Raw genomic sequence first — 25,714 nt, 5'->3', positions numbered from 1 at the left:
GTTGTGACTTGATTTCGGGGCCTGATGGCCCCCTTTTTTTCTCCGAATCAGTCTCGCGTCTCGACAATCGCCGCCAGCCCGCGTCGAACGAACTCCGGTTGAGCCAGGGCCGCGCGGTGAATCCCCGCGTTGTAATACTCGGTTTCAAAGGGTTTGCATTCCGCATCCACGACCCGGAAATCGGCAAGCGCTACCGCCTTGCCGGCCAGGGTCGCACTCCACCAGCCCGAGGGGTAGATCGGCTGGGGGAACGACAGGGTTTGGGTGTCGGCAAAGCCGGCGGCGCGCATCGCGCCATGCATCTCTTGCAGGATGCGCAGGTGATACAGGGGCGATTCGCTCTGTTGCACCAGGATTCCATGGGTATCGAGCGCGCGCAGACACTCGGCGTAAAAGTCCCTGCTGAAAAGTCCCAGAGCGGGGCCGACTGGATCGGTGCTGTCGACGACGATGAGATCCAGACTGCCGTCGGGGGCCTTCCGGATCCAGCGGATGCCGTCTTCGAACAGCAGTTGGGCGCGCGGGTCATGGTTTGCGGCGGTGAGTTCGGGGAAATAGCGCTCGGCAAGCCGGGTGACCCCTTCGTCGATATCGATCTGCACCGCCGACTCGACCCCCGGATGTTTCAGCACCTCGCGCAGGGTGCCGCAGTCGCCGCCGCCGATGATACAGACCCGCCGGGGCGCCGGATGGGTAAAGAGCGCCGGGTGGGACATCATCTCGTGATAGAGAAAATTATCGCGGCTCGACAGCATGGTGCAGCCGTCGATCACCATCAGATTGCCGAAACCCTCGGTGGCGTAAATCTCGATGAACTGAAAGGGCGTCTGCTCCTCGTGGAGCTTCTCGCAGACCTTCAGTGAGAAGGCGCTGCCGTCGTCCGCGGCAACTTCCGAGAACCATTGATTGGGGTCGAGCATGGCGGGTTTCCCGTGCGAAATAGAGACGCCATTATGAAGACTCAAACACCGGGCTCACAAGCCGTCCGATGATCTGAAGCTGGCCCCAGACGGCCCCAGACGGCCCCAGGCAGTCCGGAGGACTGGCCGGGGCGGCGCACACTCTCCAGAGTCTAGCGATCGAGCCGGTTGTTCGACGAGCGGATAAAACGAACAAAGCGAGACTGCATGTCCCTGGCCCACGGGGGCTGAGGCCAGCTCCAGCCGATCAAGATTCCGATGACGAGTCCGACCGTTAATATCAACATGCCCGCATCCTCCTGATTGATTGAATCAACACTGACGCCACCATGGCCGCCAGGCGCCGGGCTGACGCTGGCTCAGTGGCGGTCTTCGAGGTGAAAGCCAAAAAGTTCGAGCAGAAGGCCGGTCAAGGCGCCGCCGAGCAAACCGCCCAGCAAGCCCGGCGGGATGTCATGGAGAACCCGCCCGATCGCATCCCGGGTGCTCACATCCAGCATGGCCGAGGTGGTTCCGCCCACGATCCAAATGCTCGCGCCAACGACCGCGGCAATCAGCCCCGCCACCACGGGTGCGGACAAGATGCCGGGTAGCCAGCCAGCCGTGCGTGTCAGCAGCCAGCGCTCCGAGATCTGGAAAAAGGTACCGACCAGGGCCACCACGCCAGCCGCCAGGACGAACATTCCGATCTCTTCGCCGCTCATCGCCAGCGCCACCGCGAGCGAACCGCCCGCCAGCAATCCGGCAAGGAGTCCCGTGAGGGTCTCGGCGAGCGGTCGACTGCCACCCGTCACCATCCAGGCGTAGAAACTTCCCGCCACGACTCCAGCGGTTCCGGCAATGCCGACGATCATGAATAATTCGATTTCTTGACCGGTCGCAATCAAATAGCCGATCGAGGACAGCACGCCGGCCATTGCGCCTACCAGCGCGACGGGCATCGCGCTATAAAAGGCGGATGTCGTCATGGCGGCCGCGGCGGCCGCCACAATTAACGGTTGCCAGCCGATGAGTCCCAGCACCTGCAAGACCTGATAGAGACCGGCAAACAGTGCGCCGAATAAAGCCCCGGCGAAGCCCCACACGAAAAGTGTCATGACAATCACGGCAAACTGGTCCTTGGTGAGCATTCTTGTTTTCCTGACGGTTCTAAATTTTAGTGGACATAGTCTAGCCTTTCTCCGGATGTCAGCGGATATGTATCAACCTCCAGTCAATGGCAGCAAACGCTTGATCAATGGTGTCGAGCGTATCTTTTACGATGGGTACTGGGTTAAATATTACGAGCCGCCACAGGACAGCTTTGAAGTCAGGCGGCATTTGGTGCAGGCGCTGACGCGGCGTTTATTCAATCATGTCGAACACGGCATCAACATCCCTGGGGTGCGGCTCAAGGAAGCTCGCGCCGCCTATGAAGCCGAAAACGAGCTTGAACGCAAGCGGGTCAACGGCGCCATGCTGGCCGGCGCGCTATTCAATCGCGCGGCGGATATTTTCAACTGCCTGGTGGATCTCCAAACCGCCGGGGTCGAGATTTTCCCTGACCATGCGCTGATGCGCGAATGCGGACAATGTCTGCTGGAGGCGCTTGAACTCGGCAAGATGGTGCGTCACCGCGGTGGCGATGAGGGGATCGATGAACTGTGGGGCGAGCCTTTCAAAGCGTTTTCCATGCCAATCGAGGATTTCTATGCGAGCCGCTATCTGAAGATTGCGATGACGATGCACGCCATCGACCATCTTGCGGTGGCGCTGAAAAACACCTTCGCGGACAGCCGGCAAATCGCCGACAGCGAGATTCGCATCGACGAGCTTGCCGAGGCGGCCAAGCGAAAATGCGAAATTCTCCGCACCGATCCAGCGGTGTTCGATGTTTGGCCGGCCTATGTCGTGGCTAGCGAGCGGCTGCGCAAATCCGACCCCATCCTGCCGAACACGCCCTCCGCCATGGACATCCGGGAGGCGTTGGAGGGTATCGGTCTCTTGCGCGAAGGCGCCGATCTCATCTGTTTCCTCGTCCGTGCCCGCGTGCCGATGCCGAAAAGTACCCACGAATTCATTGATCGCTGCCAACAGTTTCAGCGCGCTTTTTTCGAATCGGAAGCGCTCTTGCCCAGTCGCGACCTGGAGGTCACCTCTGCGTAAACCGGCGCCCAAAGCAATGGGCGTTGCTTGAAATGACCGTTTAGGAGCCTGACAGGAAGATCTCGACGATCCGGAAACCCGCTACGTAGGTACCGATGGCTGCGCCTAGATTGCTCAACGCAAAGACGACCAAAATCCGCGAGACGCGATTGCGCCACCAGCCAGTCCAGGAGGCGACGTCCGCGCGTAGTCGACCAAAATCGCCGACGCTCGGTTTGCGCAGATAGAGTTCCACTGCGCCTGTGACCATCCCGGCGCCAATGGCTGGATTCAGGGTTGTCAGCGGCGCGGCCAGGAAGGCCGATAGGATCGTGAGCGGGTGGCCAGCCGCCATCAGTGTTCCGAGTGCCGATAAGCCGCCGGTGATCAGCACCCAGGTGATCACCAGATCCCAGCCCAGGTCGGGGTTCATTGCAAAGCCCCAGGCAAACCCCCCCAGAATGAATACGAGTACGGCCCACGCCAGGATCTTGGGCCAGCGGCCGGGCGTTGGGAGCCGCTCCAACTCGGCAAGGGTGTCCGCCGCATCCTCGGGGTTCTGACCGAGCGTATCGGCAATGCCCTTGAGATGACCGACTCCGACCACCGCAAGCACACGCTTGACGCCGAGTCGTGCCACCTCGCGCCGCAGCTTGGCGGCCATATAGCGATCGCGCTCTTCGATCAGTGGCACATAGAGATCTTTTCGATCGGTCGCGAATTCGGCAAAGGTGGTCTCCAGAACATCCCCTTCCTTGAGTCGCTCCACTTCCTCCTCGGTCACTTCGTTCGAGGTGACCATCGCGGTCAGCAGACCCGTAAAGAGCGTATAGCGCTTCCACCAGCCAAGATTGGCCGAGATTCGCTTCAGGGTGATGCCGATTTCGCGGTCGATCAGCAGAATCGGTAGACCGCGCTCCTTGGCCAGCCGCAAAGCCATCCGCTGTTCCGCGCCCGGCTCGATGCCGAACTGATCGGCGAGCCGTTGCTGATAGGCCGACAAGGCCAGGCTGGCGGCCACCATATAGACGCGGTTCTGGCGGATGACGGAGAAGAGGTCTGTCTGAGCGAGCGAGCGCGGATCCATCAAGGCGTTGAAGCGGTTCCGGCACAACTCGACCGCCACGGCGTCGTAGTCGCCGCTCTGGATCAGCCTCTCGACCTGCTCGGCACTGATGCGCGAAACATGAGCGGTGCCGAGCAGGGTCACCTGGACGTCATCCAGGACGATTTCGCAGCGGGGTTCGAGTGACTCGGTCATGGGATATTGCCATTAGGGAATACGAAGCAAGGGGCGAAATGATACTCCAGTCGGCGAGGGACGCATTCAGCGCGACCGGCGTTGCCGCGAGTGTCCCTGCGCATCGCCTTCAGTCGACGCGATCGGCGGAATGCGGTTCAGGCATTGGGTCGTGCGTTGGGCGCTGTATCCGCCATCTGGATGCCGTATCATCAACGCCACGATCAAGATTGCCGCCCAGCATCGCTTCGATGGGAATTCCGATGTCCAGTCCAACGCATACGTGGTCGATGTGCTCGTTCGGCCTGCTTTACGCGCTCCTCGCGTCGCTCCTGCTCAGTGGTTGCGGTGCCGTGGAAAAGGATAAACGAGCCGTCGGACTGCAGACGGCAACCAACGGTTATCAATCTGCGCTGCGCTGGGGATACTACGAAACCGCCTATGGTTTCGTTCACCCGGATTTGCGCAAAAACAAGCCTCTGCCTCCCCTGTTTAATGGGCTTCGCCTGACCGGCTATGACGTCGTCCAACCACCCACGTTGCAGGATAAGGACAGCGCGACGCAGATCGTCACGATCGAATACCTTTACGAAGACCGGCAAGTCGTCAAGCGACTTTCCGACCGTCAGCTCTGGCGTTGGGACGAGAAGCTCGATTCCTGGTGGCTACAATCGGGCCTGCCCACGTTCGATTAAACCGCGCCCAGGATCGGGAGACGCCATGTCGCGCGCGCTCCAGCGGGAAACCCCGACGGACTGTTAGACTAGCCGGACTTTCCTCTGTACGACTGCGCCAGTTGCAAGACAGCATGCCCACGCTCGACACCCCATTTGTACTGACCGCCCATCCCGGTGGCGGCACCGCCCGGCTGGCCGAATGGCCCGCCAACGTCTCCAGCACCAGGCAGACCGAACGTGAATTGTCGCGTGGAGAGGAGGGTCAATGAAAGCCCTCTCCGGCCATCCCGCCAACGCACCCAACCCATCGATCGAGCCGGCCGATCTCGCCCAGCACACGCCCGTGATGCAGCACTATCTGCGTCTCAAGGCGGACTACCCCGACCTGCTGCTGTTCTACCGCATGGGGGATTTTTACGAACTCTTTTTCGAAGATGCCGAGCGGGCGGCGCGGCTGCTCGACATCACCCTGACCAAACGCGGCCAGTCCGCCGGCCGGCCGATTCCGATGGCGGGGATACCCCATCACACGCTTGAGGGGTATCTCGCCAAGCTGGTGCGCAAGGGCGTCTCGGCGGCGATCTGCGAGCAGATCGGCGATCCGGCGAAAAGCAAGGGGCCAGTAGAGCGCCGGGTGAACCGGGTGGTGACGCCTGGCACTCTGACCGATGAAGCGCTGTTGGAAGATCGGCGGGAAAATCTTCTGGCTGCCATCGCGGAGGGTAAGAACGGCTGGGGACTGGCGGTACTGGAACTCTCCAGTGGACGCTTTTCGGTGCTGGAGGTCGCGACCCGCGAGGCATTGGCCAGCGAACTGGAGCGACTGAAGCCGGCCGAGATTCTGGTCGCGGAAGACAGCTCGCTCCCAACCGATCTGCGCATCGAACACGGCATCGCCCGCCGCCCGGTCTGGCATCTGGATCCGGACAGCGGCGAGCGGCTGCTCTGCCAGCAGTTCGGCACCCGTGACCTGACCGGCTTCGGCTGCGCCAGTCTGCGGTTGGCGGTCGGGGCGGCTGGCTGTCTGCTCCAGTACGTTTGCGACACCCAGTTCGCCGCCTTGCCCCATCTGCGCGGCCTGATCACCGAGCAGCGTGACGAGGCGCTGATCCTGGACGCCGCAACCCGCCGCAACCTGGAGATCACCGAAAGTCTGAGCGGTCGCGCCGAGCATACGCTGGCTGGGGTGCTGGACCGCACGGCCACCGCCATGGGCAGCCGCCTGCTGCGCCGCTGGCTGCATCGCCCGCTACGCGACCGGATGGCGGTGCGCGAGCGCCATACCGCCATCCGGGCGCTGATCGCCGAGGGCAACTTGTCCGACCTACATTCGACGCTGGCGGGCATCGGCGACCTGGAACGCATCCTCGCGCGCATTGCCCTGGGCACGGCGCGCCCGCGCGATCTCGCCGTGCTGCGCGATTCCCTCGCGGTCTTTCCGGCGTTGCACGACCTGCTGGCCGGCATCGAGGATCCCTTGCTCGCGCGTCTGGATGCCGACATCGGCGAGCATCCCGACACCCACGATCTGCTCACGCGCGCCATCCTCGCCCAACCGCCGATGCTGATCCGCGACGGCGGCGTGATCGCCCCCGGTTTCGACGAGGAACTGGATCAACTGCGCGACCTGTCGAGCAACGCCGATCGCTTTCTGCTGGAGTTGGAGACCCGCGAACGCGAACGCACCGGCATCCCCGGACTCAAGGTCGGCTACAACCGTGTCCATGGCTATTACATCGAAATCCATCGCGCACAGGCCGGGCGGGCGCCGCTGGATTATGTCCGCCGTCAGACCCTGAAGGACGCGGAGCGGTATATCACCCCCGAACTCAAGCGGTTCGAGGACCAGATTTTGAGCAGCCGCGAGCGGTCGCTGGCGCGCGAGAAGGCGCTCTACGAGGAACTGCTGGGCCGGCTGGCGGAGTCGTTACCCCCCTTGCAGACCAGCGCGGCCGGCGTTGCGACACTCGATGTCCTCACGAATCTGGCCGAGCGCGCCGAATCCCTGAATTGGAACTGCCCGCAACTCACCGACACGGCGTCGATCGAAATCGAGGACGGGCGTCATCCGGTGGTCGAGGGAGTCATCGATATTCCCTTTGTCGCCAACGGTCTGCGCATGGACGCCCGCCGGCGGATGCTGGTCATCACCGGCCCCAACATGGGCGGCAAATCCACCTACATGCGCCAGAACGCGCTGATCGTGCTGTTGGCCCATGTCGGAAGCTTCGTGCCGGCGCGCGCCGCGACCATTGGCCCGGTCGACCGGATCTTCTCGCGCATCGGCGCCTCCGACGACCTGGCCGGAGGGCGCTCGACCTTCATGGTGGAGATGGAGGAGACGGCCAATATCCTGAACAACGCCACCGCCCAGAGTCTGGTGCTGATGGACGAGGTCGGGCGCGGCACCAGCACCTTCGACGGACTCTCGCTGGCCTGGTCCTGTGGGGTGGAGCTAGCGACCCGGATCGGCGCCTACAGCCTGTTCGCGACCCATTATTTCGAGCTGACCACGCTGCCGGAGGAATACCCCGGCATCGCCAACGTCCATCTGGACGCGGTCGAGCACGGCACCTCCATCGTCTTCATGCACGCCTTGCGCGATGGACCGGCGAATCAGAGTTATGGTCTGGCGGTCGCGGCGCTCGCCGGCGTGCCCACGTTCGTGATCGGACGTGCGCGGGAGCGGCTGCGCGAACTGGAGGAAGCCGCGCGGCGTCACGCGGAGCGGGAGGCGGTGCAGCTGTCGCTATTCCCGCTGATTCCTGCAGCGGCGCCACCGCCGGAGCATCCGGTCTGCGGCGCCCTGCGTGAATTGGATCCCGATCATCTGACGCCAAAGGACGCCCTGGAGAATCTGTATCGGTTAAAGGAGATGGTGGAAGACCGGATGCAGTCGAGTTAAACCGCGACCGTCCCGACATCTGTCATTGTCCGTGCTCGGGAGACGAGGGCGCATGAAAAAAGTTCCAATTGTCGGTTCGAGGCGCCGGCGATCCACAGCGGTGCGGTTCTACAACGGGCTCGCAACCTGCTCTGCATCCGCCCCCGTTGACTCGGCCGGCAATCTACCAGGCAATCGGCTCGCCATGCCGAAAGAACCCGCCGCTCGGTCCATCGTCCGGAAGGGTCGCGGCCCAAACGATACCCCGTGCGCCATCTTCCACCGTCAGGTCGGCATTGGCTCCCCCCATGTCGGTTCGCACCCAGCCTGGACAGACCGAGTTTACCTTGACGGAGGTACCGTTCAACTCATCGGACAGGATCCGGGTCAGGGCGTTGAGTGCGACCTTGGAGAGACGATAGCCGGGGCAGCAACCGTGCATGTCGGCGAGCTGGCCCATGCCCGACGAGACGTTGACCACCCGGCCGCGCCCCGCCATCAGTGGAATCAATGCCTGGCAGAGCCGCAAGGGCCCCAGGGCATTGGTCTCGATCGACTCCCGTACCCGTGTCGGATCTGCACGGAAGACGCTTGACTCTGGTGTTCCAGGCGACGGATCGCAGAAAATTCCGGCGTTGTTGACCAGGACGTCAAGCCGGCCGATCCCACGCACCGTTTCCGTTAGGGCGCGGACAGACGTTTCGTCGGTGATGTCTAGAGGATGGAAGCCGACCGACAATCCTTGGGTCGCCAGGCGTTCCGCCGCAGCGCGGCCCTCGGGTTCGCGCCGGGCCGTGAGGAAAACCCGATAGCCCAAGGCGGCGAGCTGACGACTGGTCTCCAAACCCAGGCCTCGGTTGGCCCCGGTGACAATGGCGATGGGCTGCTCGGACACGGGAATCTCCGGTGAATGGATTGATCTTGATGGGACACATAGGGCGCGCGATCAGGGGATTCAATCAGCTTAAGGCTTTGACTGTAATCGACTCAGAACCAGAACTCGCGTTAAATAAAAAGAATTGCAAAATCGGTGTTGACCTGAGCGATCGAGAAGACTATTGTGCACTGCAACAATTGCTGCACCGCACAATCATTCTTCTGGAGAGATACCGATGAATACCACCGATACCTTGAACACCGTCAACGAAATGGCTAGCAAGAGCGTCGAGCGTCTGACCAGCCTGGGCGAGCTGAACGTGCGCATCTTCGAGAAGATGGCGGCCCGTCAGATGGACGCGCTGACCCTGTACATGGATCACGCCACCCGAGTCACCAAGCTGGCCACCGAAGCGAAAGGCTACAACGAGTTCTTCCAGGGTCAGGTCGACGCGACCAAGGAACTCAGCGAGCGCGTGATGGCCGAAAGCAAGACCACCATGCAGTTGGTCAGCGAGGCACGCGACGATTATCGCGCCTGGCTCGAAAAGAACACGGCCGAACTGACCGCCGATCTGCGCAAGAACACCGCGACCGCTTAATCGGTTCGCGCATCCCGCGGTCCAGGGATGGACTGCCATTGGCCATGATGCCGGGCATGCCCGGCATCATGGCCAATGGAATTAATGCTTGACCAAAAGTCAGGCCATTGGAATCGCAAACGCCTTATAAACCCTAACGACCAATAAGATTCTGGAGGATAAAGCCATGGCACGCATCGCACTCGTCACCGGTGGTATCGGCGGAATTGGCACCGCCATCTGTACGCGTCTGGCCAAGGACGGTTGCACCGTCGTGGCAAACCACCACCCGTCCGAGGCGGATGCCGCCGAAGCCTGGAAGAAAGAGCGCGCCGCCGAAGGCTTCATGATCGCGACCTTTGCCGCCGACGTCTCCTCGTTCGAGGATAGCGCGCGCATGGTCACCGAAATCACCGAGCAGCACGGCTCGATCGACATTCTGGTCAATTGCGCCGGCATCACCCGCGACAAGACCTTCAAGAAGATGGAAGCTGCCCACTGGAACGCGGTGATCAACGTCAACCTGAACAGCGTCTTCAATGTCACCCGTCCGATCTGGGAAGGCATGCTGGAGCGCGGCTTCGGACGCATCATCAACATTTCGTCCGTCAACGGACAGCGCGGCCAGTTCGGTCAGGCCAACTACTCGGCCGCCAAGGCCGGCATGCACGGTTTCACCATGGCCCTGGCCCAGGAAGGCGCGTCCAAGGGCGTGACCGTCAACACCGTCTCGCCCGGCTATGTCGAGACCGCCATGACCCTGGCGATGGACGAGACCGTGCGCAACAGCATCATCGGCGGTATCCCGATGCGTCGCATGGCACAGCCCGACGAGATCGCCGCTGCCATCGCTTTCCTGGCCAGCGACCAGAGCGCTTATGTGACTGGCGCCAACTTGCCGGTCAATGGCGGCCTGTTCATGCACTAACGGTCAACTGCGGACGAATCAGGCGCCAGCGTTGCGGCAAGTCTGATTTCCAACAGATTTTCACAGAGTCCTCCTCGTCTCTCTCATCATGAGACGTTTTCGGCCCGGCACCCCGCCGGGCTTTTTTTATGCGCGAATAAACGCTGTCACTGACGACGGAGGTTTGTTTTCCGGGGGATTTTATCGCTTCTAGATGACTGTCCGACCGATGGGCGGCAGAAGCTGGCCCAATCTGCCTGAGGAAAAACTCAAGGGGGCGACGAACCGATGCCCGCCGCTAAACCACCCGTGCCTGACGTTTCATTTTATTGACGATGGCATAGACACCGACGTGTCGATTCGGACTCAGATGTTCTTCGAGCCGCAAGCCCTTGAAAAGATCGTCTACGTCGAGCGACTCGATGTCCGCCGGGGTTTTGTTCGAGAACAGCCCTACCAACAGCGCGACCACGCCTTTGATGATGGCGGTGTCGCAGTCGCCGGTGTAGAGAAGATGTCCCGGCTGGTCGGGATCCGGATGCGCGGCGACATGGACCAGACTCATGCACTCCATCACCCGGTTGGCGTCGGTTTTGTGTTCGACGGGCATTCTGGGCAGTCGCTCGCCGAGTTCGACCAGGTATTGATAACGCTGATCCCAGTCGCCCAGTAGCTCGAAGTCATCGATAATTTCGTGAATGTCGTCGTTGCTCATCGCGGGGCTCGCGGGTCGACTGACCATAAAGAATGATATTTTGAAACCGCGTCAGCCCTGATGCGGATCGATTCCGGCCAGGCCGCGCCGAATCGGCGCCATGTCATGCCAGACGCGGTTTAAACGCTGAACGACTCGCCGCACCCGCACTGATCTTTTACTTTGGGATTGCGAAACTCGAAGCCTTCGTTGAGCAGGCTGGATTTCACGAAATCGATTTCCATGCCGTCGATGCGCTCAAGGCTGCCTTCCTCGACCACCACCTTGACGCCATGACTCTCGAACACCCGATCCTGGGGAGCGACGCGATCGGCATAATCGACCTCATAGGCGAAGCCGCTACAGCCGCTCTTTTTCGTGCCAACCCGCAGTCCAACACCATGCCCGCGCTTTGCGAGCATCGTCGCCACATGGCGCGCGGCGGCTTGAGTTAAGGTAACTGCCATGGGAAAAACCTCGTGTACATCGATCGGAATATCGTTAGGATCTTGAAATTGCCCCCGAAGCGGTCGATTTCAATGCCGATGCTCCGCGACGTTCATGCTGGAGGCCGACGCCATGTCCAGGAGTCCGCGCATCAGTGCCGCGCGCTCGCTGGTAGGGATGGTCTCGATCAGCGCCTGTTTGTCCTCCGGACTGAGCGGCAGATGGGCGCACAGCAGATTGGTCAGATCGGCATCGGCCATCTTCTCGATATCGTCCCAGGGCACCTCGACCCCACGCAGTTTGCAATAGGATTTGAGCGAGATGAGAAACCCCTCGCGGTCGGCGATCGTTTCCGGATTGTCATGGCAGTCCGCGGTGAAACGCTCCCAGTCGACGGCCGCGCGCCGATAGCCCCGACGACCCTCGATTTCGCTCTTGATCTGAAACCGGCAGATGCCCGTCAGAACCAGGATGACCCGCCCGTCGGTGGTCTCGCTGTAGGAGGTGATGCGGCCGGCGCAGCCGATGCGATGGAGCGCCGGAACCTCGTCCATCATCGTTTCGCTGGTCGGCTGGATCATGCCTAGAAGATGATCCGACGCCAGAACGTCAAACACGAGATTGAGATAGCGTGGCTCGAAGATATTGAGCGGGAGTTGCACGCCCGGCATCACGACCGCGCCGGCCAACGGAAAGACCGGAAGCTCGGCTGGCAGATCGGAAAATTTGGGAAAGAAAGGACTACGGGTCATCATAGGCTCCATGATTCGAACCCGGCATCCAGGCTCGGGACGATTGGCCGATACGGAATCGCGTCATGAGAACGTCGATCGTTGATGAGGTTTACATGGGGCGCGCACGGCCGTTCCACAGCCATCAATGACGAAATTTCATCGCGGGTTCAGGTCCATCGGGTTTACCGCGATGCCTCTGTATTGCCGTGGGGATGGATCCACCCAAAAACAGCGCCGGCATGCCTGACGCGGTTTCGTACCTAAACAACTAGCTGAAATTCGAGGAACTCCGATGACGACCACAGCAGACTTGATGACCCGCGAGGCGCAATGCAAGAGCGCGGCCGACTTCGCGACTCTGGCGCAAGCGGCCATCGCGGTCGATGCGGACTATGCAAAGACCCTGCTGGAGCGCGCCGAGGCGCAATGTCAGATGCCGGCGGACTATCTCGCCGCAGCCGAGGGTGCCGCTGCCGCTGGCCTGACCGATTATGCCGGGGATCTCTATGAGCAGGCGGAGGATGCCTGCTTCGATGCCCTGGAAAAGGCCGCGCTGGGCGCCAGCCTCGCGCGCACCGGAACGGATCCCGCAAAGGGTCGCGCCTTGATCGAGGAGGCCGCCGGGGAGGCCAAAAAGCTTGGCGAATTTCTGACGCTCTCGGGTTACGCCAAGGAGGCGCTGGGCGACGAGGCGCTGGCCGCGACCCTGCTCGCCAAGGTTGAGGCGCAGGCCAAGACCCTGGCCGATTATCTCGATCTCGCGCGCACGCTGGCCGCCGAAGGCAACGCCGGGGCGGCGCGCGCCTTCTACCGCAAGGCCGAGCGTCATCTGGACGGCATGACCGAGACGGTCGCCTACGCGAAAGGTTACCTTGACACCTTCGGCGACCGGGACGCGGCCCGCAAGGTGCTCGACGACGCCGAGACCGACTGTCAGTTTCCCAAGGATTTCGCGGCCCTGGCCGCCGGCTACAAGGCGCTGTTCGAGGATGGCGACAAGGTCGCGGAGCTGATGGAGCAGGCCGCCGAATTCGCCATGAGCGGCGAGGAACATCTCGATTTGGCCACTGCGTACTGGACCCTGCTGGGCGATCGCGACAAGTCCGTCGCCGCCTATCGCAAGGCGCTGCCCGAGGTCAACGACAAGGGCCAGCTTCTGGAACTGGGAGGATTCATCGCTGCGAAAGTCGGCGATCCGGCGCTGGCCAAGCAGTTCTACGCCAAGGCCGAAGAGCGCATGAGCGCCGCCGCCGAACGGCTCAAGCTGGCCGAGGCGGTGATCGCGGACACCGGCGACAAAGCCTATGCGGCGGAGGTCTATGGCCGCGCGGCGGATGCCTTGACCCAGCCCAACGACCTGTTGTCGGTCGCCGCCGAGGTTGTCGACCGGCTCGGCGAAACGGCCAGGGCGACGGCGATTTATCGCAAGGCGATGGCCGGGATGACCGACCTGGGACAGCATCTGAAATTGCTGGACGCGGTCGCGGCCAAGCTCGGCGATCAGGCATTCGCCCGCGAGATTCTGGTCAAGTCCAGCGAGCTGGCGTCGGGCACCCCGGCCTTGCTGGATCTTGGCAAGCGCACGCTGACCGTGCTGGGCGACCGGGACATGGCCCGCGCATTTTTTGCCAAAGCCGAGGAGCAGGTGACTTCGGTTGGCGAGATGAAGAGTCTCGTCGCGGCCGTCAAGACCGATTTCGCGGAGGACGCGGACTGGCTCGCGGTGGTTGAGGAAAAGCTGGCGAAGCGCGAGGCCAACCAGGCCAAGTATGCCGTGTTCCAGGACGCCGAGAAGGGTGCTAATACCGCGGTCAAGACGCTCAAGCTGATCGACGCCATGATGGCCGAACTCGACGACCGCTTTTATGCTCGGAAGCTGCTGCTGGACGCGCAGAAGAAGCTGGACGAAGAGGGCTGGGACTTCTCCAAGGCGCGCAAACTGGTCGCTAGCGTAAGCCAGCATCTGGGCGATAGCGACTGGGCGATCCGGCTGTTGAAGGACGCCGCCGGTCGGGTTCAGGGCTTCGCCAATGTCATCCAGATCGCCGAGTCCGCCGCCGAACTGCTGCCGGATCGCGATCAGGCCCGCGCACTGGTTCGGGAGCTGCTGGAGGATTGGGAGCGGCAACTGGCCGGCCTGAGCGAGCACTCCGCCTACGATTTCAGCAAGCTCGCCGCGGTCAAGGGGCGCCTGCTGGGTGATCGGGAAGGGGCTTCCGCCGCGCTGGAACAAGCCGCCGAACAGGCCGGCAACCACTTCGCCTTTGCCGAGCTGGCGCGGGTGGCCAGGGATCTGGGTCTGGAGGAGACGAGCAAGGCGTTGTTGGAAAAGGCCGCAGAATGCTGCGGTTCGGCCAGCGAGGCGCGCCAGCTCGCCAATCGGCTGCTAGAGAGCGGCTTCAGTCAGGGACAGGTTCGCGCGCTGTATACGGGCATCAAAGGCAGATTGACCGTTACCGCCGAACAGCTGCACTGGACCGATGGCATCGTCGATCTGTTCGGCGACCGCGCCTGGGCAGGTCGGGAGTTCGAACAACTGGAAGGCGCCACGCAGGGCGCGGAAGCGCGCCGCGTGCAGCGTCGTCGCCAGCAACTTTTAAGCAAAACGCAATGAGTCAACGATGAAACCAATTGCCTCCATCGTTTCCCGTAAGCGCCACTGGATGACCCCTTTACTGATTCTGCTTGCGCTATCGGTCCCGCCAGCGATGGCAACGGATCCGGCAGCTCAGATCAAGGGGATGAGCCAGGCTAGTCTGCTGCTCAAGGAGCAGGGAAGCGATCTGATCGTGCATCAGCCAGACACTCCGCGCGTTCCTGCCTCGACCATGAAACTGCTGACGGCCTTCGCTGCGCTGGAGACTTGGGGGCGCGATTATCGTTTCCAGACCGACGTCCATCAGGATGACGCCAACTGGCTGTGGGTAAAAGGCTATGCCGACCCCTATCTGGTGTCGGAGGAATTGGATCGAATGGTCGCCGCGCTCACGTCCAGAGGGCTGCGCGAGGTCGCGGGCATCGGGCTCGACGACAGCTTCTTCAGCCCGGATGTGGAGATTGCCGGACGATCATCTTCGGATAATCCCTATGACGCACCGGTGACGGCGTTGGCGGCCAACTTCAATACGCTCAATCTGGTCCGCAATGGCGATCAGGTACGCAGCGCCGAAACCCAAACCCCGCTCACCTCCACCGCCCGCCGCTTCGGACTGGCCGGCGGCGCCGGCAAGCAACGGATCAATCTGCGCGAGCGCGAGATCGCGCTGCGCTATTTTGGCGAATTGCTGGCGATCAAGCTGGAAAAGGCGGGGGTGCGAGTCGGAGACCAACAGAAAATCGCACCCATGCCGCGTCACGCCAAGCGGCTCTACCGCCACGCTAACAGCCATTCCCTGGTAGAAATGATCGAATCCATGCTGAAATTCTCGAATAATTTTATTGCCAATGCACTCTTTCTGCGCCTGGCGGATCCGCCGGGAGAAGGATACGTGAGCATGGCCGCCGCTCGGCGCAGCATGACAGATTTCGCGCGCAGTCGTTTCGGTTGGCGCGAGTTCCGGATTGAGGACGGCGCCGGACTCTCTCGCGGTAACCGACTCAGCGCGCGGCAACTCGTCGAGTTACTGGATGCCTTTGCGCCCTACCGCAATCTCCTGTCGGCACAAGAGGGTAACAATAATGTACGCGCAAAAACCGGCACGCTCCGCGGCGTGAGCTGCTACGCTGGATACGTGCAACGCGAAGGAACCTGGGCACCCTTTGCGTTACTCATTAATCAACCGGTGGAATACAATCTCAGACAGCGGGTCGCGAGCAGCCTGGTTCGCTGATCGAGAAGCCTCTTGCCCTCTCGCGCTAACAGGACTGAACTCAGTGCCAGCGTCATCTCTAAGCATCCGTCATTTCCACTGTTCTTCCATCCAGTTAGCGCGATCTGCCGCCCTGGTGCTGGCCACGCTGCTAGCGGCTTGCACCATCCCGCAGTCCGCTGGCACCAATCGGTTGGACGCCTCCGGTTCGGGCGTCTTGCCCTCTCTAAAGGGAGGTATCAACTATCCATCTCTCGCTCCATTGATGCGACAGATCACACCGGCAGTTGTCAACATTTCGGTGAACTCGAGGGCGCCGATGGATGACCATCCTTTTCTGCGGGATCCCGATTTCCGCCGTTTCCTCGATCGTTTCGGTTTAACCGTCCCGGATCTGGATCCGACTCAGCAGCGCCAGAGTGTGGGGTCCGGAGTGATTGTCGATGCCGCGCATGGCTATGTGATGACTAATGACCATCTGCTGAAAGATGCCGCGACCATCATGGTCACGCTGAAGGATCGACGCAGCTTCCGTGCGCAGTTGCTCGGATCCGATACCGCGACCGATGTCGCCATCCTGAAAATCCCTCCGGTGAATGTGACTTCCCTGCCACTCGGTGACTCGGACCGCTTGGAAGTTGGCGACTTCGTGATCGCGGTCGGAAACCCTTTCGGTCTGGGCCAGACGGTCACATCGGGAATCGTCAGTGCGGTCGGGCGTAGCGGGATCGCAGGCAACCAGCTCGGGGAATTGATTCAGACCGACGCATCCATTAACCCTGGCAATTCAGGTGGTCCTCTGATCAATCTGGCCGGGGAGATCATTGGCATCAACACCGCGCTCATTGGTCCAAGCGGCGGCAACGTCGGCATCGGCTTTGCCGTTCCCAGTAACCGGGCACGGACTGCATTGAGTCGGATGATCAAGCGACATTAAATCCAAAGATCAAACCAATTTGCACGCGCCGGCGGGCTATCCTAGAGTGTGACTCACCGGCTTGATCGGTCACGCAACGCATTGGCGGCCGCCTTCTGCGCCAACGCTCAGGCGCGAATTCATGGGCCGACTCCAGATTCTTGACTAGGTGCTTTTTTCATGTCCCACGCTAAACTGGGTGATACCGTCAGGATCCACTACACTGGCACACTTGATGACGGCACGCGCTTTGATTCGACCGTCGGCCACGAACCAATGGAATTTACCCTCGGTGAGGGTGGCGTCATCCCAGGCTTCGAGGCGGCTGTGTTAGGGATGTCGGTTGGCGAGTCCAAAATTGTGAGGATTGCCTCCGATCATGCCTATGGCCCCTATCAGGCCGAAATGACGGAGGAGATTCCCCGCGCCGCGCTTCCAAATGACATCGAACTCCACGAAGGCTTGATTCTAAGCGCGGAAAGTCCCGATGGAGTTCCCATCTCGTTTGTCGTCAAGTCTTTTGACTCGGAACAGGTCATGATCGACGGCAACCATCCATTGGCTGGAAGGGATCTGACCTTCGATTTGGAGTTGCTTGCGATTCGCTAGCTGCCTGTTGTTAAACGGAACCAAAGAGATGCCACTTGGCACTGATCCGATCGAATCCGCGTAGAGGAGCGCTGAGGGGTATTCAGCAGGCATCAGTCTTCAGCGCTAGCCTATTCGCCAGAAGCCAGCATCGAGATGCACTGCCCATGGAAAACGATCAAGATTCGCAACATCAGAATCACCCAAACAAAGACGATATGCCTTTAGAGCAGATCTCCGAGTCCTTGTCGCCCGAATTTGACGAGCCGCCCGGCGAGCGCGTCAGCCAGGCTGTGACAGATGCGGAAAGCGGCAACATTCTGGCCCGCCTGGTGCAACAAGCCGCTCAGATTGACACTCTCTCAGCGAACCTGGAGCAACAAAGAGTCGCGTTCCAGGAGGCCGAGCTTGCACTGGTGACGCGCATTGCGGATGTCGATGATGACCGGCGGCTCACCGCGACCCGACTCCAGAGAAGCTGGCAGAGCTATCGCGATGAAATGGAGGATGGTTTCAAAAGACGCAGTTCGATGCTGGTCGGCATACTTCTGCTCTTCGGGATACTGGTCGCGATTTCTCTGGTCTATTTTTATGTCGCATTCGATCAGACGCGAAAAACAGTGGCCGATGAAGCCGCGGAACTCCGCCATGCGATCAGGCAGCTCCAGAGTCAGATTCCTGATCGTGTCACTCAAAACCAACTGACTCAAGAAAAGCTGTCTCAACTGTCGGTGGCGATGAAATCAATTTCCATGTCACTGGAAAATCTCAATAAGACACCCGCAGTGCCAGTTACCACACATGATAGTGAACCTGTTTCCACCGCATCCAGCCAGACGGTCGCTCAGGCCGAATCAACCGGTGACGTGATGCGCGATGCTCAGCCACGGTTACAGGAAAATCAAGCGGTGGTCGCGATTACGGATTCAGAAGATCCCCTCTCCACCGAATCGCCACCAATGCTGGAACTCCCCACCTTCGACGCCCCGTCGACGACGATGCCGGAGCCAATCTCAGACGAAACAACGCCACCTGAACCCCGCGTGCCTGCAGCCGACAACGGAACCAGCGGCGAGCAGGAAGCATTCGCCGCTCCAGCACGCATCAATATCGACGAAGCTCCCTATACGCTTCAGTTGATTGGCTTTTTTTCGCTCGAAGACCTCAAAAATTATGTGCGACGTTATCCCGCGCTTTCTCCGGTTTACTATCAGGAAGAAACGTATCAGGGGCGGCCTTGGTTTGTCTTGATCCACAGCCTGCATGCAAGCCGCGAGTCGGCGAACTCCGCGATTGCAAAGCTCCCCCCTGAGTTCGCTAAACTGGATCTCTGGGTTCGCAAACTCGACTCTGATTCAACCGTGATCCCATTAAACGCAGCGCCTCATCATTGAGGTACCCTGTCCTCGCACCAGAGCGATGCCGGAAGACATCTGATCTGGGCTCCTTCAACAGCAAAGTCGATCGGCCTCTGCCGTCGACAAGACCTTTGAGCACTCGCTCATTGATTGGGGCATCTATCATTAAGTAGACGCTAACATTTAAAGATCGATTCTTGGAACCAACACGCAGTTTCAGGGGCAACGCTTTACGTATACTGAGAGCGACCAACTCCGGATTCTGACCATCCTGGACAAGTGTTGACATCCTAATCTTACGATTTTTCGGTACTCATCTAGTCTAGCCGCTTAAAACGATGCCTCCAGAAATTTCAAATCATTTTGATCGCGACCTGGATATGATCCTGGATCGAGTCTACCGGGCTAATCTCAACGCTCCAGCCGACATCAATACCAATGCCGTGACGACGCACCAATTACTGCTGCGTCGCGAGCAGGACTCGATGGAACTCAAGCAGGCACTGGCTGAACTGCGCGGCATGCGTGAAAAATCACAATCCATGCTACGGCTGAAGGAAGAAGTGGATTACCTGCAAGATCAGATCGAACAATTAAAAACGTTGGGAGAACAGATCGTCGCCTTAAGAAAGCAACTGACCGAAGGAGGCGCTTAGCGTATCCGTTTGCTGTCCTCTCGCCCTTACATCTTAAAGAAGAGGTAGGGCGGGAGAGCATGAGTTTAGACCTTCCGCGCTTCCATCATGCGCTCGATGATGGGTTGCAGAATCACCTCCATGGCAAAGCCCATTTTGCCGCCCGGTACGACCATGCTATTGCGGCGTGACATGAAAGAATCATGAATCATTGAAAGGAGATAGGGGAAGTCGACTTCCAGCTTTTCCGGATCTCTGAAACGGATGATCACGAAGCTTTCGTCCGGTGTTGGAATATCGCGCGCAATGAAGGGATTGGAGGTATCCACTGTGGGGACGCGCTGAAAGTTGATATCCGTCAGCGAAAACTGTGGCGTGATATGACGAATGTAGTCAGGCATCCGACGCATGATGGTGTCGACAATCGCCTCGGCAGTATAGCCACGCTCCAGGTTGTCGCGCTGGATCTTCTGAATCCATTCCAGGTTCACGATGGGAACCACGCCGACCCCTAGATCCACGTGCTGGGCGACATTGTCCTCTTCGGTCACCACCAGGCCGTGCAGCCCCTCGTAGAACAGCAGGTCGGTATTCGAGGGCAGATCTTCCCAGGGGGTGAACTGGCCGGCGGCAAGCTCGGTTCCCAGGCGGGCGTTGAGCTGCATCGCTTCTTCATCGCTGTGGATGTAGTAACGCTTTTTGCCGGTGCCGCTCTCGCCGTAATCGTGGAAAAGTTCCGCCAGCAGATCGAAACGATTGGCATCGGGTCCAAAATGACTAAGGTTTGTGTGCCTTTCGGCGGCCAGCGCCATTTCCGACTTCATCTCGGCGCGATTAAAGCGGTGGAAGCTATCGCCCTCGATCACGGCAGCGCTGATACCGTCACGATAAAAGATGTGTTCGAACGCGCGCTTGACGGTTGTAGTGCCGGCTCCGGAGGATCCGGTGACGGCGACAATCGGATGTTTCTTGGACATGAGTCTCTCCCCGTTTTCTTCGTTCTCTTCGTTAATCTCCGCACACACGCCTGTCATCCAAGCGCAAGTGCGAAATGATGAACTAATATACCATGGGACAGATAGTCCATCGTGGCGAGGAAGTTGATTTGGCTTGCCGCCAATCCGACTTTTCTCAGTCCTTTTGCGCCGCTGGGCAACCTCTTCGCAAAGTCCGTTCGACATCCAGGTTCAGTCGTCGTACCGTACTCACGAGAGTCAATGTCAGGCGCGTGTCGATCCCCACTCGTCAGGCTTACGCAGACCGGAACGCCGGTCAGTGACATCCGGGATTGAAATGGAGGCGCGTGACGCATGGATGGATTGGGAGAATGGGTTAGTGAGCATCTTGGCGTATCCCCCGAGTTGCAGAGAAACCCGGAGTTTCAGTCGGCAGTGGTGCGGATCACGGTTTGCCTGTTCGGCGCGATCTATATCGGACTCGGAGCCTGGACCGGTTACTATAGAGTCGATATCCCCTATTATCTGACCCTGTCCACACTTTATCTGATCTCGAATATCGGGTTTCTGGTCAGCGTGGCCCGTCGACCAAGCTGGTCAGCCCGTTGTTACCTCGCGCTCTGTCTCGATATCATCGCCGTCAGTCTCGCCATTTTTATCACCCGCGAAGCAATCAGCCCCTTTTACCTGCTCTATATCCTGATTTTCATCTCCGCTGGCACCCGTTTCGGTCAGAGGCATCTGGTCGTCGCGTCGGTAGTGGCGGTGATTGCCTATAATTTTGTCTTGATCGAACTCGACGAATGGCACCGGCATACCTTCGAGGCCGCCTTTTTTCTCATCTTGCTGGTGCTGTTGCCGCTTTATCAGTCTTCTCTGTTACGTCAGGTTCAGCAGGCGCGAGAGGATGCCGTGCGGGCAAATCAGGCCAAGGGGGATTTTCTGGCCTTCATGACCCACGAATTGCGAACACCGCTCACCGGCGTGATCGGCATGGCCGAATTGCTCAAGGACACTCGGCTCGACTTGGAACAACGCGATTATGTTCAAGCCATTGCGAGTTCAGCCAAGGCGCTCAACGCACTCATCGGCGACATTTTGGATTTTTCCAAGATCGATGCCCGCAAGCTGACGCTGGAGTGTATTCCCTTCAACCCGCGCGAGTTAGTGCGCGAGGTCTGCGAGATCCTTGAAGGACTGGCATTGGCAAGCGGCCTTGAACTCATCTGTCAGGTTGACCCCGAGGTACCGAGCCAGGTCAGCGGGGATCAGCTGCGGATTCGCCAGATCCTGTTCAATCTGATGGGCAATGCGATCAAATTTACGGAGCGGGGCCAGGTGTCGGTGCGGATGAGCGTCCGACCGCCAGAAGCGTCGCTCGCGTTCGCGCATTTACAGTTCGAGATCGTGGACACCGGCATTGGGATCCCGAAGGACAAACTCCCCGACTTGTTCGACAGTTTTCGTCAAGCGGACGACTCTACAACCCGCCGCTTTGGTGGCTCCGGTCTGGGCACGACGATCGCGCGCAACCTGACTTTGCTCATGGGTGGGACGATCACGGTCGAGAGCACGGAAGGCCGGGGCAGTTGCTTTCAGGTCAGGCTGCCATTGCTCGGCGACGACTTTGTCTCGTCGGTACTGCCATCGGAGGGAAGGCTGCGCGGCCTGCGCGTAATCGTCGTGGATCCCAATCGGACGCAGCGCGAGCTGATTGGCACGATTCTGGACCGCGAACAGGTCTTCTGTCAGCTCGTGGCGGAGCCTAGCGAGATCAAGGCAATCAGCCCCCGCGAGGGGGCTCGGTCCATGCCTGGAGAAATGGACATGGATCTGGCGGTCATTTCCGATCAGCCCGCTGGATTTGACTTGGAACGCGCGCTGTCCGAAGTCCAGGAGTCTCTCGGAGAGAATCTGCCCTGTCTCTTGCTGACCTACGCCGGGCGTCGGTTGCCTCAAACGTCGCTGGCCATGGCCGGTCTGAATAAACCCTTTTTGGCCGAGGATCTGGTTGGAGCTGTCGAGCGTCTTCTCGGCCGCGCGCCGGAGGGCGTGACTGCTCTCGCGAACGCCCATGAGCAGTCTACCGCGAACTTGCCAACTGGGAGCTTGCGCGTTGCGCGAGCGATTCGAGTCCTGATCGCGGAGGACAATGAAATTGCGGCGAGGGTCATTACCGCCTTTCTGACCAAGATGGGATATACCCATCAGCGCTTTCAAGATGGCGAATCCGCGCTGACGGCAGCGCTGAACGGTAGCTACCAGATCGCCATCGTGGATTTGCATATGCCGAAGCTGGATGGGATTGGCTTTACCCGGCGATATCGGGAACTTGCCGCTGGCCATCCATTGCCGATCGTTGCGTTGACGGCCACTGCGGCGGAGGATGTCAAACGTACCTGCCTCGGCGCTGGAATGGATGGATTCCTGGCCAAGCCAGTCAATCCGGATGAATTACGTCAGACCGTGGAACGGCTGGCGCTCCTACCGCCGCCGGCATCCAGCGCGAGTTCAAGGTGAGCCTGGCAACTTTTTGGCAGCGACCGACTGAGATCGCATGACCTGGATTTTTTTCAGCCTGCGGGAGACCCAGCCGGATTGACCGTGGGCGTCTGACGCGAACGCCGTTTGACCCGCTGATCGATGAGATTCTTGAGCGCGATCAGCAGACCCAACCCAATGAAGGCGCCAGGCGGCAGGATTGCGATCAGCGCACCCTGGAAATCGTCGCCCAGCCGCAACGTTAGCCCCTGGGCGGCCTCGCCAAGCAGCAGATGGATCTGGTCGAAGAGCGTCCCCTGCGCGGCCAGCTCGCGCAGACCGCCGAGGGTCGTCAAGACTAGCGTCGCGCCCAATCCGACGGCGAGGCCGTCGAGCAGGGCGCGGTCCAGCCGGTTTTTCGAAGCGAAGGATTCGGCGCGGCCGATGATGATGCAGTTGACCACAATCAGCGAGATAAACAGCCCAAGCACCAAATACAGCTCGTAAAAAAATGCTTGCATGAGGAGTTCGACGAGGGTCACGAAGGAGGCGATCACTAGCACGAAGACCGGAATCCGTACCTCCGGTCGTACCAGATGGCGGACCAGCGAGACGGTGCCGTTGGAGCAGGTCAGCACGGCGGTGGTGGCGATCCCCATGCCGAGTCCGTTGGTGGCCGAGGTGGTGGTGGCCAGCAGCGGGCAGAGTCCAAGCAGGGCGACCAGCGACTGGTTGTTGTGCCAGAGTCCCTCGCCAAGGATGGCGCTATAACCTTTGTGGTCGGACATCAGGATTCCTCCAGTGGGGGCGGTGTCGGCGCAGTGGCCGCGGCGGGGGCGAAGAGCGCGTCGCCCTGGCGCTCGACATAGAGCAGGGTGTTCTTGACCGCGCCGACGATGGCGCGGGGCGTGATGGTGGCACCGGTGAATTGGTCGAACGCGCCGCCGTCACGCTTGACGGCCCAGCGTTCGCGGGGCGGGTTAGTCAGCGATTTTCCCTTGAAGTCCAGAATCCAGTTCGATTTGGCCTCTTCGATCTTGTCGCCAAGACCGGGTGTCTCATGATGTGAAAGCACGCGCACCCCGCCGAGCGAGCCATCGTGCAACACCGAGACCAGCAGCCGGATCGGGCCGGCATAGCCATCGGGGACCACGGGTTCGAGCACCACCGCAACCGGCACGTCGGCGTTGCGCACTCGATAAACCTGGGTCTTGTCGGCACCCAGAAAATCCTTCGCCTGAACCTCGATGGTGTCGCGCAGCGGATCGTTATCCGATTGCCCCGCCGGCAGGATGGTCGCGAATTTGTGCTCCATGGCCTGGCGCTGGTTGCCGGCGATCCGCGCATCGACCGCCTCATGGGTGACCGACACCAGGGCCACGCCGGTGACGGCGAAGCTGCCGAGCACGAAGCCGGCGAGCAGAATGGGCTGGGTTTTCATCGGCGTTCTCCGCCGTGCCCGAAGACACGGGGTTGCGTGTAGTAATCGATGGTTGGTGCGGCGATGTTCATCAACAGGACCGCGAAGGCCACGGCGTCCGGATAGCCGCCCCAGGTGCGGATGACAAAGAGGAGCGCACCGATACTCGCCCCAAAGATCAATTGACCCTTGCGGGTGGTACAGGCGGTGACCGGGTCAGTGGCGATGAAGAAGGCGCCCAGAATGGCCGCGCCGCTGAAGAGATGGAAGGCCGGAGAGGGATGCGTCCCTGGATCGACGAGCCAGAAGAGTCCGGCGCAGACCGTCAGGGCGAGCAGCATCGACACCGGGATCTGCCAGGTGATGATGCGCCGCCACAGCAGATAGACCCCGCCGAGCAGGAACCAATTAGCGATCCACTCCCAGCCGCGACCGCCAAAATCGCCCCACAGCGGGCTTTGGCGAATCGCGTCGATCGTCATGCCGAGATCGAGTTTGCCGCGCATCTCGTCGAGCGGCGTCGCCGAGGTGATGGCATCCCAGGTCAGTCCGGCCGGCGGGCTGCCGTCCAGGATTAGGCGCAGCGACTCCAGGAACGAAAACGCGTGCTCGGCCAGCATACCGGGCGCGATCCAGGTCGTCATGGCGATCGGATAGGAGATCAACAGGAATACATAAGCCGCCATGGCGGGATTGAAGGGGTTGTAGCCAATCCCGCCGTAGAGCTGCTTGACCAGCACGATCGCGAACAGCATCCCGAGCAGGGTCAGCCACCAGGGCAAGGTGGGCGGCACCGAGATTGCGAACAGCACGGCGGTAACCACTGCGCTGAGATCGCCGATGGTGGACAGGGCAGGACGTCCGCGCGCGGTCATCACCGCCGCTTCGGCGAGGACGGCGAAGGTGACGGCCAGCGCGATGTTGATCGGCAGGCCCCAGCCGAAATACCAGGTCATGGCCAGGATACCCGGCACCAGCGCCAGCATCACGTCCAGCATGACGCGGTCGACCCGGTTGGCGCGGGGGACATGGGGGGAAGAGGCGATGGCGGTTTTCATTTGGCTTTCGGGAAGTGGTCAGTGGTTTTATAACGGGTAAAAATACGTGAAACAACGACAACGAATACCATCGTTGTCGTTGTCGTTGTCGTTGTCGTTGTCGTTGTCGTTGTCGAGGAAACAATGCAATTTAGCCATGAGCAACGCGATCCAAGATTGCCCGGAGGCCCGCAGAGTGCGGCTGAAAACACGCACGCCAAGGCAATGTCGATTCGGATCGTTTCGATGCTGACTAAGCTTGGACAGCAGCACCATGTTCGACCCTTCCACAAGCCTGTCTTGAGCGAAACCGAAGCGTTCGGGACTCACGTTGAGTGGGCATCGAGGGCAACGAGCGGCTTCAGGCAAGCCAGCCAGCGGAACAATCAAACGGCTTTTAGGCCCAAATCCTTGCCCCTTGCCCCTTGCC

24 protein-coding genes and 1 pseudogene are annotated in these 25,714 nt (G+C 60.3%); 13 read left to right on the top strand and 12 right to left on the bottom strand.

All coding sequences use genetic code 11. The features are described from left to right. Window positions 1-47: 47 nt before the first annotated feature. Together speE and CCR95_RS20250 are read right to left on the bottom strand one after the other, a co-directional pair. Complete coding sequence (speE, locus tag CCR95_RS20255; protein WP_201097854.1) at window positions 48-920, bottom strand: polyamine aminopropyltransferase; 873 nt, start codon at window positions 918-920, stop codon at window positions 48-50. A gap of 359 nt (window positions 921-1,279) precedes the next feature. After that, a complete protein-coding gene (locus CCR95_RS20250; protein ID WP_201097852.1) occupies window positions 1,280-2,050 on the bottom strand; it encodes a spermidine synthase in 771 nt (256 codons plus the stop codon). Between the two features lie 67 nt (window positions 2,051-2,117). On the opposite strand from CCR95_RS20250, the gene CCR95_RS20245 reads away from it, so the two are divergent. After that, a complete protein-coding gene (locus tag CCR95_RS20245; protein ID WP_201097851.1) occupies window positions 2,118-3,065 on the top strand; it encodes a hypothetical protein in 948 nt (315 codons plus the stop codon). 40 nt (window positions 3,066-3,105) lie between these two features. Here CCR95_RS20245 and CCR95_RS20240 read toward each other — a convergent pair whose 3' ends face one another. Then, entirely contained in the window at window positions 3,106-4,305 is a 1,200-nt protein-coding gene (locus tag CCR95_RS20240) for a TraB/GumN family protein (protein ID WP_201097850.1), read from the bottom strand. Window positions 4,306-4,547: 242 nt separating this feature from the next. Here CCR95_RS20240 and CCR95_RS20235 point away from each other — a divergent pair, with 242 nt between their 5' ends. The 3 genes from CCR95_RS20235 to mutS all read left to right on the top strand — a co-directional run bounded on the left by CCR95_RS20235 (window position 4,548) and on the right by mutS (window position 7,866). Then, window positions 4,548-4,979 (top strand): hypothetical protein, encoded by a 432-nt coding sequence (locus tag CCR95_RS20235; RefSeq protein WP_242523381.1) that lies wholly within the window; start codon window positions 4,548-4,550, stop codon window positions 4,977-4,979. A gap of 101 nt (window positions 4,980-5,080) precedes the next feature. After that, window positions 5,081-5,230, top strand: a complete 150-nt coding sequence (locus CCR95_RS20230; protein WP_201097849.1) for a hypothetical protein — start codon at window positions 5,081-5,083, stop codon at window positions 5,228-5,230. Next, window positions 5,227-7,866 carry a DNA mismatch repair protein MutS gene (mutS, locus tag CCR95_RS20225; protein WP_242523380.1) on the top strand — a complete coding sequence of 880 codons (2,640 nt, stop codon included), beginning with the start codon at window positions 5,227-5,229 and terminating at the stop codon, window positions 7,864-7,866. Before CCR95_RS20230 ends, mutS begins: the two co-directional genes overlap by 4 nt. Before the next feature lie 163 nt (window positions 7,867-8,029). On the opposite strand, the gene CCR95_RS20220 is transcribed toward mutS, so the two are convergent. Next, complete coding sequence (locus CCR95_RS20220) at window positions 8,030-8,740, bottom strand: SDR family NAD(P)-dependent oxidoreductase (protein WP_201097848.1); 711 nt, start codon at window positions 8,738-8,740, stop codon at window positions 8,030-8,032. A gap of 217 nt (window positions 8,741-8,957) precedes the next feature. Here CCR95_RS20220 and CCR95_RS20215 point away from each other — a divergent pair, with 217 nt between their 5' ends. Together CCR95_RS20215 and phbB are read left to right on the top strand one after the other, a co-directional pair. Continuing rightward, complete coding sequence (locus CCR95_RS20215; protein ID WP_014779711.1) at window positions 8,958-9,323, top strand: phasin family protein; 366 nt, start codon at window positions 8,958-8,960, stop codon at window positions 9,321-9,323. Between the two features lie 166 nt (window positions 9,324-9,489). After that, a complete protein-coding gene (phbB, locus tag CCR95_RS20210; protein ID WP_201097847.1) occupies window positions 9,490-10,230 on the top strand; it encodes a beta-ketoacyl-ACP reductase in 741 nt (246 codons plus the stop codon). 277 nt (window positions 10,231-10,507) lie between these two features. On the opposite strand, the gene CCR95_RS20205 is transcribed toward phbB, so the two are convergent. The 3 genes from CCR95_RS20205 to CCR95_RS20195 all read right to left on the bottom strand — a co-directional run bounded on the left by CCR95_RS20205 (window position 10,508) and on the right by CCR95_RS20195 (window position 12,102). Continuing rightward, complete coding sequence (locus CCR95_RS20205; protein ID WP_201097846.1) at window positions 10,508-10,924, bottom strand: SufE family protein; 417 nt, start codon at window positions 10,922-10,924, stop codon at window positions 10,508-10,510. 119 nt (window positions 10,925-11,043) lie between these two features. Then, a complete protein-coding gene (locus tag CCR95_RS20200; RefSeq protein ID WP_201097845.1) occupies window positions 11,044-11,370 on the bottom strand; it encodes a HesB/IscA family protein in 327 nt (108 codons plus the stop codon). Between the two features lie 69 nt (window positions 11,371-11,439). Then, a complete protein-coding gene (locus CCR95_RS20195; protein WP_201097844.1) occupies window positions 11,440-12,102 on the bottom strand; it encodes an LON peptidase substrate-binding domain-containing protein in 663 nt (220 codons plus the stop codon). 274 nt (window positions 12,103-12,376) lie between these two features. Here CCR95_RS20195 and CCR95_RS20190 point away from each other — a divergent pair, with 274 nt between their 5' ends. The 6 genes from CCR95_RS20190 (at window position 12,377) to CCR95_RS20165 (ending at window position 19,411) form a co-directional block, all read left to right on the top strand. Beyond that, window positions 12,377-14,698, top strand: coding sequence for a tetratricopeptide repeat protein (locus tag CCR95_RS20190; RefSeq protein ID WP_201097842.1), 2,322 nt, complete (start codon window positions 12,377-12,379; stop codon window positions 14,696-14,698). Window positions 14,699-14,705: 7 nt separating this feature from the next. Beyond that, a complete protein-coding gene (locus CCR95_RS20185) occupies window positions 14,706-15,914 on the top strand; it encodes a D-alanyl-D-alanine carboxypeptidase/D-alanyl-D-alanine-endopeptidase (RefSeq protein ID WP_201097840.1) in 1,209 nt (402 codons plus the stop codon). Window positions 15,915-16,158: 244 nt separating this feature from the next. Next, window positions 16,159-16,830 (top strand): trypsin-like peptidase domain-containing protein, encoded by a 672-nt coding sequence (locus CCR95_RS20180; protein WP_420825679.1) that lies wholly within the window; start codon window positions 16,159-16,161, stop codon window positions 16,828-16,830. Between the two features lie 159 nt (window positions 16,831-16,989). Next, on the top strand, window positions 16,990-17,418 hold the full coding sequence (locus tag CCR95_RS20175; RefSeq protein ID WP_201097838.1) for an FKBP-type peptidyl-prolyl cis-trans isomerase: 429 nt from the start codon (window positions 16,990-16,992) through the stop codon (window positions 17,416-17,418). Between the two features lie 146 nt (window positions 17,419-17,564). Continuing rightward, a complete protein-coding gene (locus CCR95_RS20170; protein ID WP_201097837.1) occupies window positions 17,565-18,791 on the top strand; it encodes an SPOR domain-containing protein in 1,227 nt (408 codons plus the stop codon). A gap of 302 nt (window positions 18,792-19,093) precedes the next feature. Further along, window positions 19,094-19,411 (top strand): hypothetical protein, encoded by a 318-nt coding sequence (locus CCR95_RS20165; RefSeq protein ID WP_201097835.1) that lies wholly within the window; start codon window positions 19,094-19,096, stop codon window positions 19,409-19,411. Between the two features lie 65 nt (window positions 19,412-19,476). Here the strand turns inward: CCR95_RS20165 and CCR95_RS20160 are convergent, their stop codons facing one another. Next, window positions 19,477-20,367, bottom strand: coding sequence for a phosphoribulokinase (locus CCR95_RS20160; RefSeq protein WP_201097833.1), 891 nt, complete (start codon window positions 20,365-20,367; stop codon window positions 19,477-19,479). Window positions 20,368-20,700: 333 nt separating this feature from the next. Between CCR95_RS20160 and CCR95_RS20155 the strand changes: the two genes are divergently transcribed. After that, window positions 20,701-22,866, top strand: coding sequence for an ATP-binding protein (locus CCR95_RS20155; RefSeq protein WP_201097831.1), 2,166 nt, complete (start codon window positions 20,701-20,703; stop codon window positions 22,864-22,866). A gap of 53 nt (window positions 22,867-22,919) precedes the next feature. On the opposite strand, the gene CCR95_RS20150 is transcribed toward CCR95_RS20155, so the two are convergent. The 4 genes and pseudogenes from CCR95_RS20150 to CCR95_RS20135 form a co-directional block, all read right to left on the bottom strand. Further along, window positions 22,920-23,615 carry an electron transport complex subunit E gene (locus CCR95_RS20150; protein ID WP_201097830.1) on the bottom strand — a complete coding sequence of 232 codons (696 nt, stop codon included), beginning with the start codon at window positions 23,613-23,615 and terminating at the stop codon, window positions 22,920-22,922. Further along, window positions 23,615-24,268 carry an electron transport complex subunit RsxG gene (gene rsxG / locus CCR95_RS20145; RefSeq protein ID WP_201097828.1) on the bottom strand — a complete coding sequence of 218 codons (654 nt, stop codon included), beginning with the start codon at window positions 24,266-24,268 and terminating at the stop codon, window positions 23,615-23,617. Before rsxG ends, CCR95_RS20150 begins: the two co-directional genes overlap by 1 nt. Then, window positions 24,265-25,305, bottom strand: a complete 1,041-nt coding sequence (gene rsxD, locus CCR95_RS20140; protein WP_201097827.1) for an electron transport complex subunit RsxD — start codon at window positions 25,303-25,305, stop codon at window positions 24,265-24,267. The genes rsxG and rsxD overlap by 4 nt, the downstream gene beginning before the upstream one ends. Window positions 25,306-25,332: 27 nt before the next feature. Continuing rightward, window positions 25,333-25,714: pseudogene (locus CCR95_RS20135) on the bottom strand (hypothetical protein); the annotation flags it as partial.

Source organism: Thiocystis minor (assembly GCF_016653465.1).
Taxonomy (GTDB): Bacteria; Pseudomonadota; Gammaproteobacteria; order Chromatiales; family Chromatiaceae; genus Chromatium; species Chromatium minus.
The sequence above is the reverse complement of the archived record's forward strand: the minus strand, read 5'-3'. Positions and strand labels throughout refer to the sequence as shown.

What these genes read in the sequence shown, in the direction of transcription:
- speE (WP_201097854.1), bottom strand. Translation starts at nt 920, where the DNA reads ATGCTCGACCCCAATCAATGGTTCTCGGAAGTTGCCGCGGACGACGGC.
- CCR95_RS20250 (WP_201097852.1), bottom strand. Translation starts at nt 2,050, where the DNA reads ATGCTCACCAAGGACCAGTTTGCCGTGATTGTCATGACACTTTTCGTG.
- CCR95_RS20245 (WP_201097851.1), top strand. Translation starts at nt 2,118, where the DNA reads ATGTATCAACCTCCAGTCAATGGCAGCAAACGCTTGATCAATGGTGTC.
- CCR95_RS20240 (WP_201097850.1), bottom strand. Translation starts at nt 4,305, where the DNA reads ATGACCGAGTCACTCGAACCCCGCTGCGAAATCGTCCTGGATGACGTC.
- CCR95_RS20235 (WP_242523381.1), top strand. Translation starts at nt 4,548, where the DNA reads ATGTCCAGTCCAACGCATACGTGGTCGATGTGCTCGTTCGGCCTGCTT.
- mutS (WP_242523380.1), top strand. Translation starts at nt 5,227, where the DNA reads ATGAAAGCCCTCTCCGGCCATCCCGCCAACGCACCCAACCCATCGATC.
- CCR95_RS20215 (WP_014779711.1), top strand. Translation starts at nt 8,958, where the DNA reads ATGAATACCACCGATACCTTGAACACCGTCAACGAAATGGCTAGCAAG.
- phbB (WP_201097847.1), top strand. Translation starts at nt 9,490, where the DNA reads ATGGCACGCATCGCACTCGTCACCGGTGGTATCGGCGGAATTGGCACC.
- CCR95_RS20205 (WP_201097846.1), bottom strand. Translation starts at nt 10,924, where the DNA reads ATGAGCAACGACGACATTCACGAAATTATCGATGACTTCGAGCTACTG.
- CCR95_RS20200 (WP_201097845.1), bottom strand. Translation starts at nt 11,370, where the DNA reads ATGGCAGTTACCTTAACTCAAGCCGCCGCGCGCCATGTGGCGACGATG.
- CCR95_RS20195 (WP_201097844.1), bottom strand. Translation starts at nt 12,102, where the DNA reads ATGACCCGTAGTCCTTTCTTTCCCAAATTTTCCGATCTGCCAGCCGAG.
- CCR95_RS20190 (WP_201097842.1), top strand. Translation starts at nt 12,377, where the DNA reads ATGACGACCACAGCAGACTTGATGACCCGCGAGGCGCAATGCAAGAGC.
- CCR95_RS20185 (WP_201097840.1), top strand. Translation starts at nt 14,706, where the DNA reads ATGAAACCAATTGCCTCCATCGTTTCCCGTAAGCGCCACTGGATGACC.
- CCR95_RS20180 (WP_420825679.1), top strand. Translation starts at nt 16,159, where the DNA reads ATGCGACAGATCACACCGGCAGTTGTCAACATTTCGGTGAACTCGAGG.
- CCR95_RS20175 (WP_201097838.1), top strand. Translation starts at nt 16,990, where the DNA reads ATGTCCCACGCTAAACTGGGTGATACCGTCAGGATCCACTACACTGGC.
- CCR95_RS20170 (WP_201097837.1), top strand. Translation starts at nt 17,565, where the DNA reads ATGGAAAACGATCAAGATTCGCAACATCAGAATCACCCAAACAAAGAC.
- CCR95_RS20165 (WP_201097835.1), top strand. Translation starts at nt 19,094, where the DNA reads ATGCCTCCAGAAATTTCAAATCATTTTGATCGCGACCTGGATATGATC.
- CCR95_RS20160 (WP_201097833.1), bottom strand. Translation starts at nt 20,367, where the DNA reads ATGTCCAAGAAACATCCGATTGTCGCCGTCACCGGATCCTCCGGAGCC.
- CCR95_RS20155 (WP_201097831.1), top strand. Translation starts at nt 20,701, where the DNA reads ATGGATGGATTGGGAGAATGGGTTAGTGAGCATCTTGGCGTATCCCCC.
- CCR95_RS20150 (WP_201097830.1), bottom strand. Translation starts at nt 23,615, where the DNA reads ATGTCCGACCACAAAGGTTATAGCGCCATCCTTGGCGAGGGACTCTGG.
- rsxG (WP_201097828.1), bottom strand. Translation starts at nt 24,268, where the DNA reads ATGAAAACCCAGCCCATTCTGCTCGCCGGCTTCGTGCTCGGCAGCTTC.
- rsxD (WP_201097827.1), bottom strand. Translation starts at nt 25,305, where the DNA reads ATGAAAACCGCCATCGCCTCTTCCCCCCATGTCCCCCGCGCCAACCGG.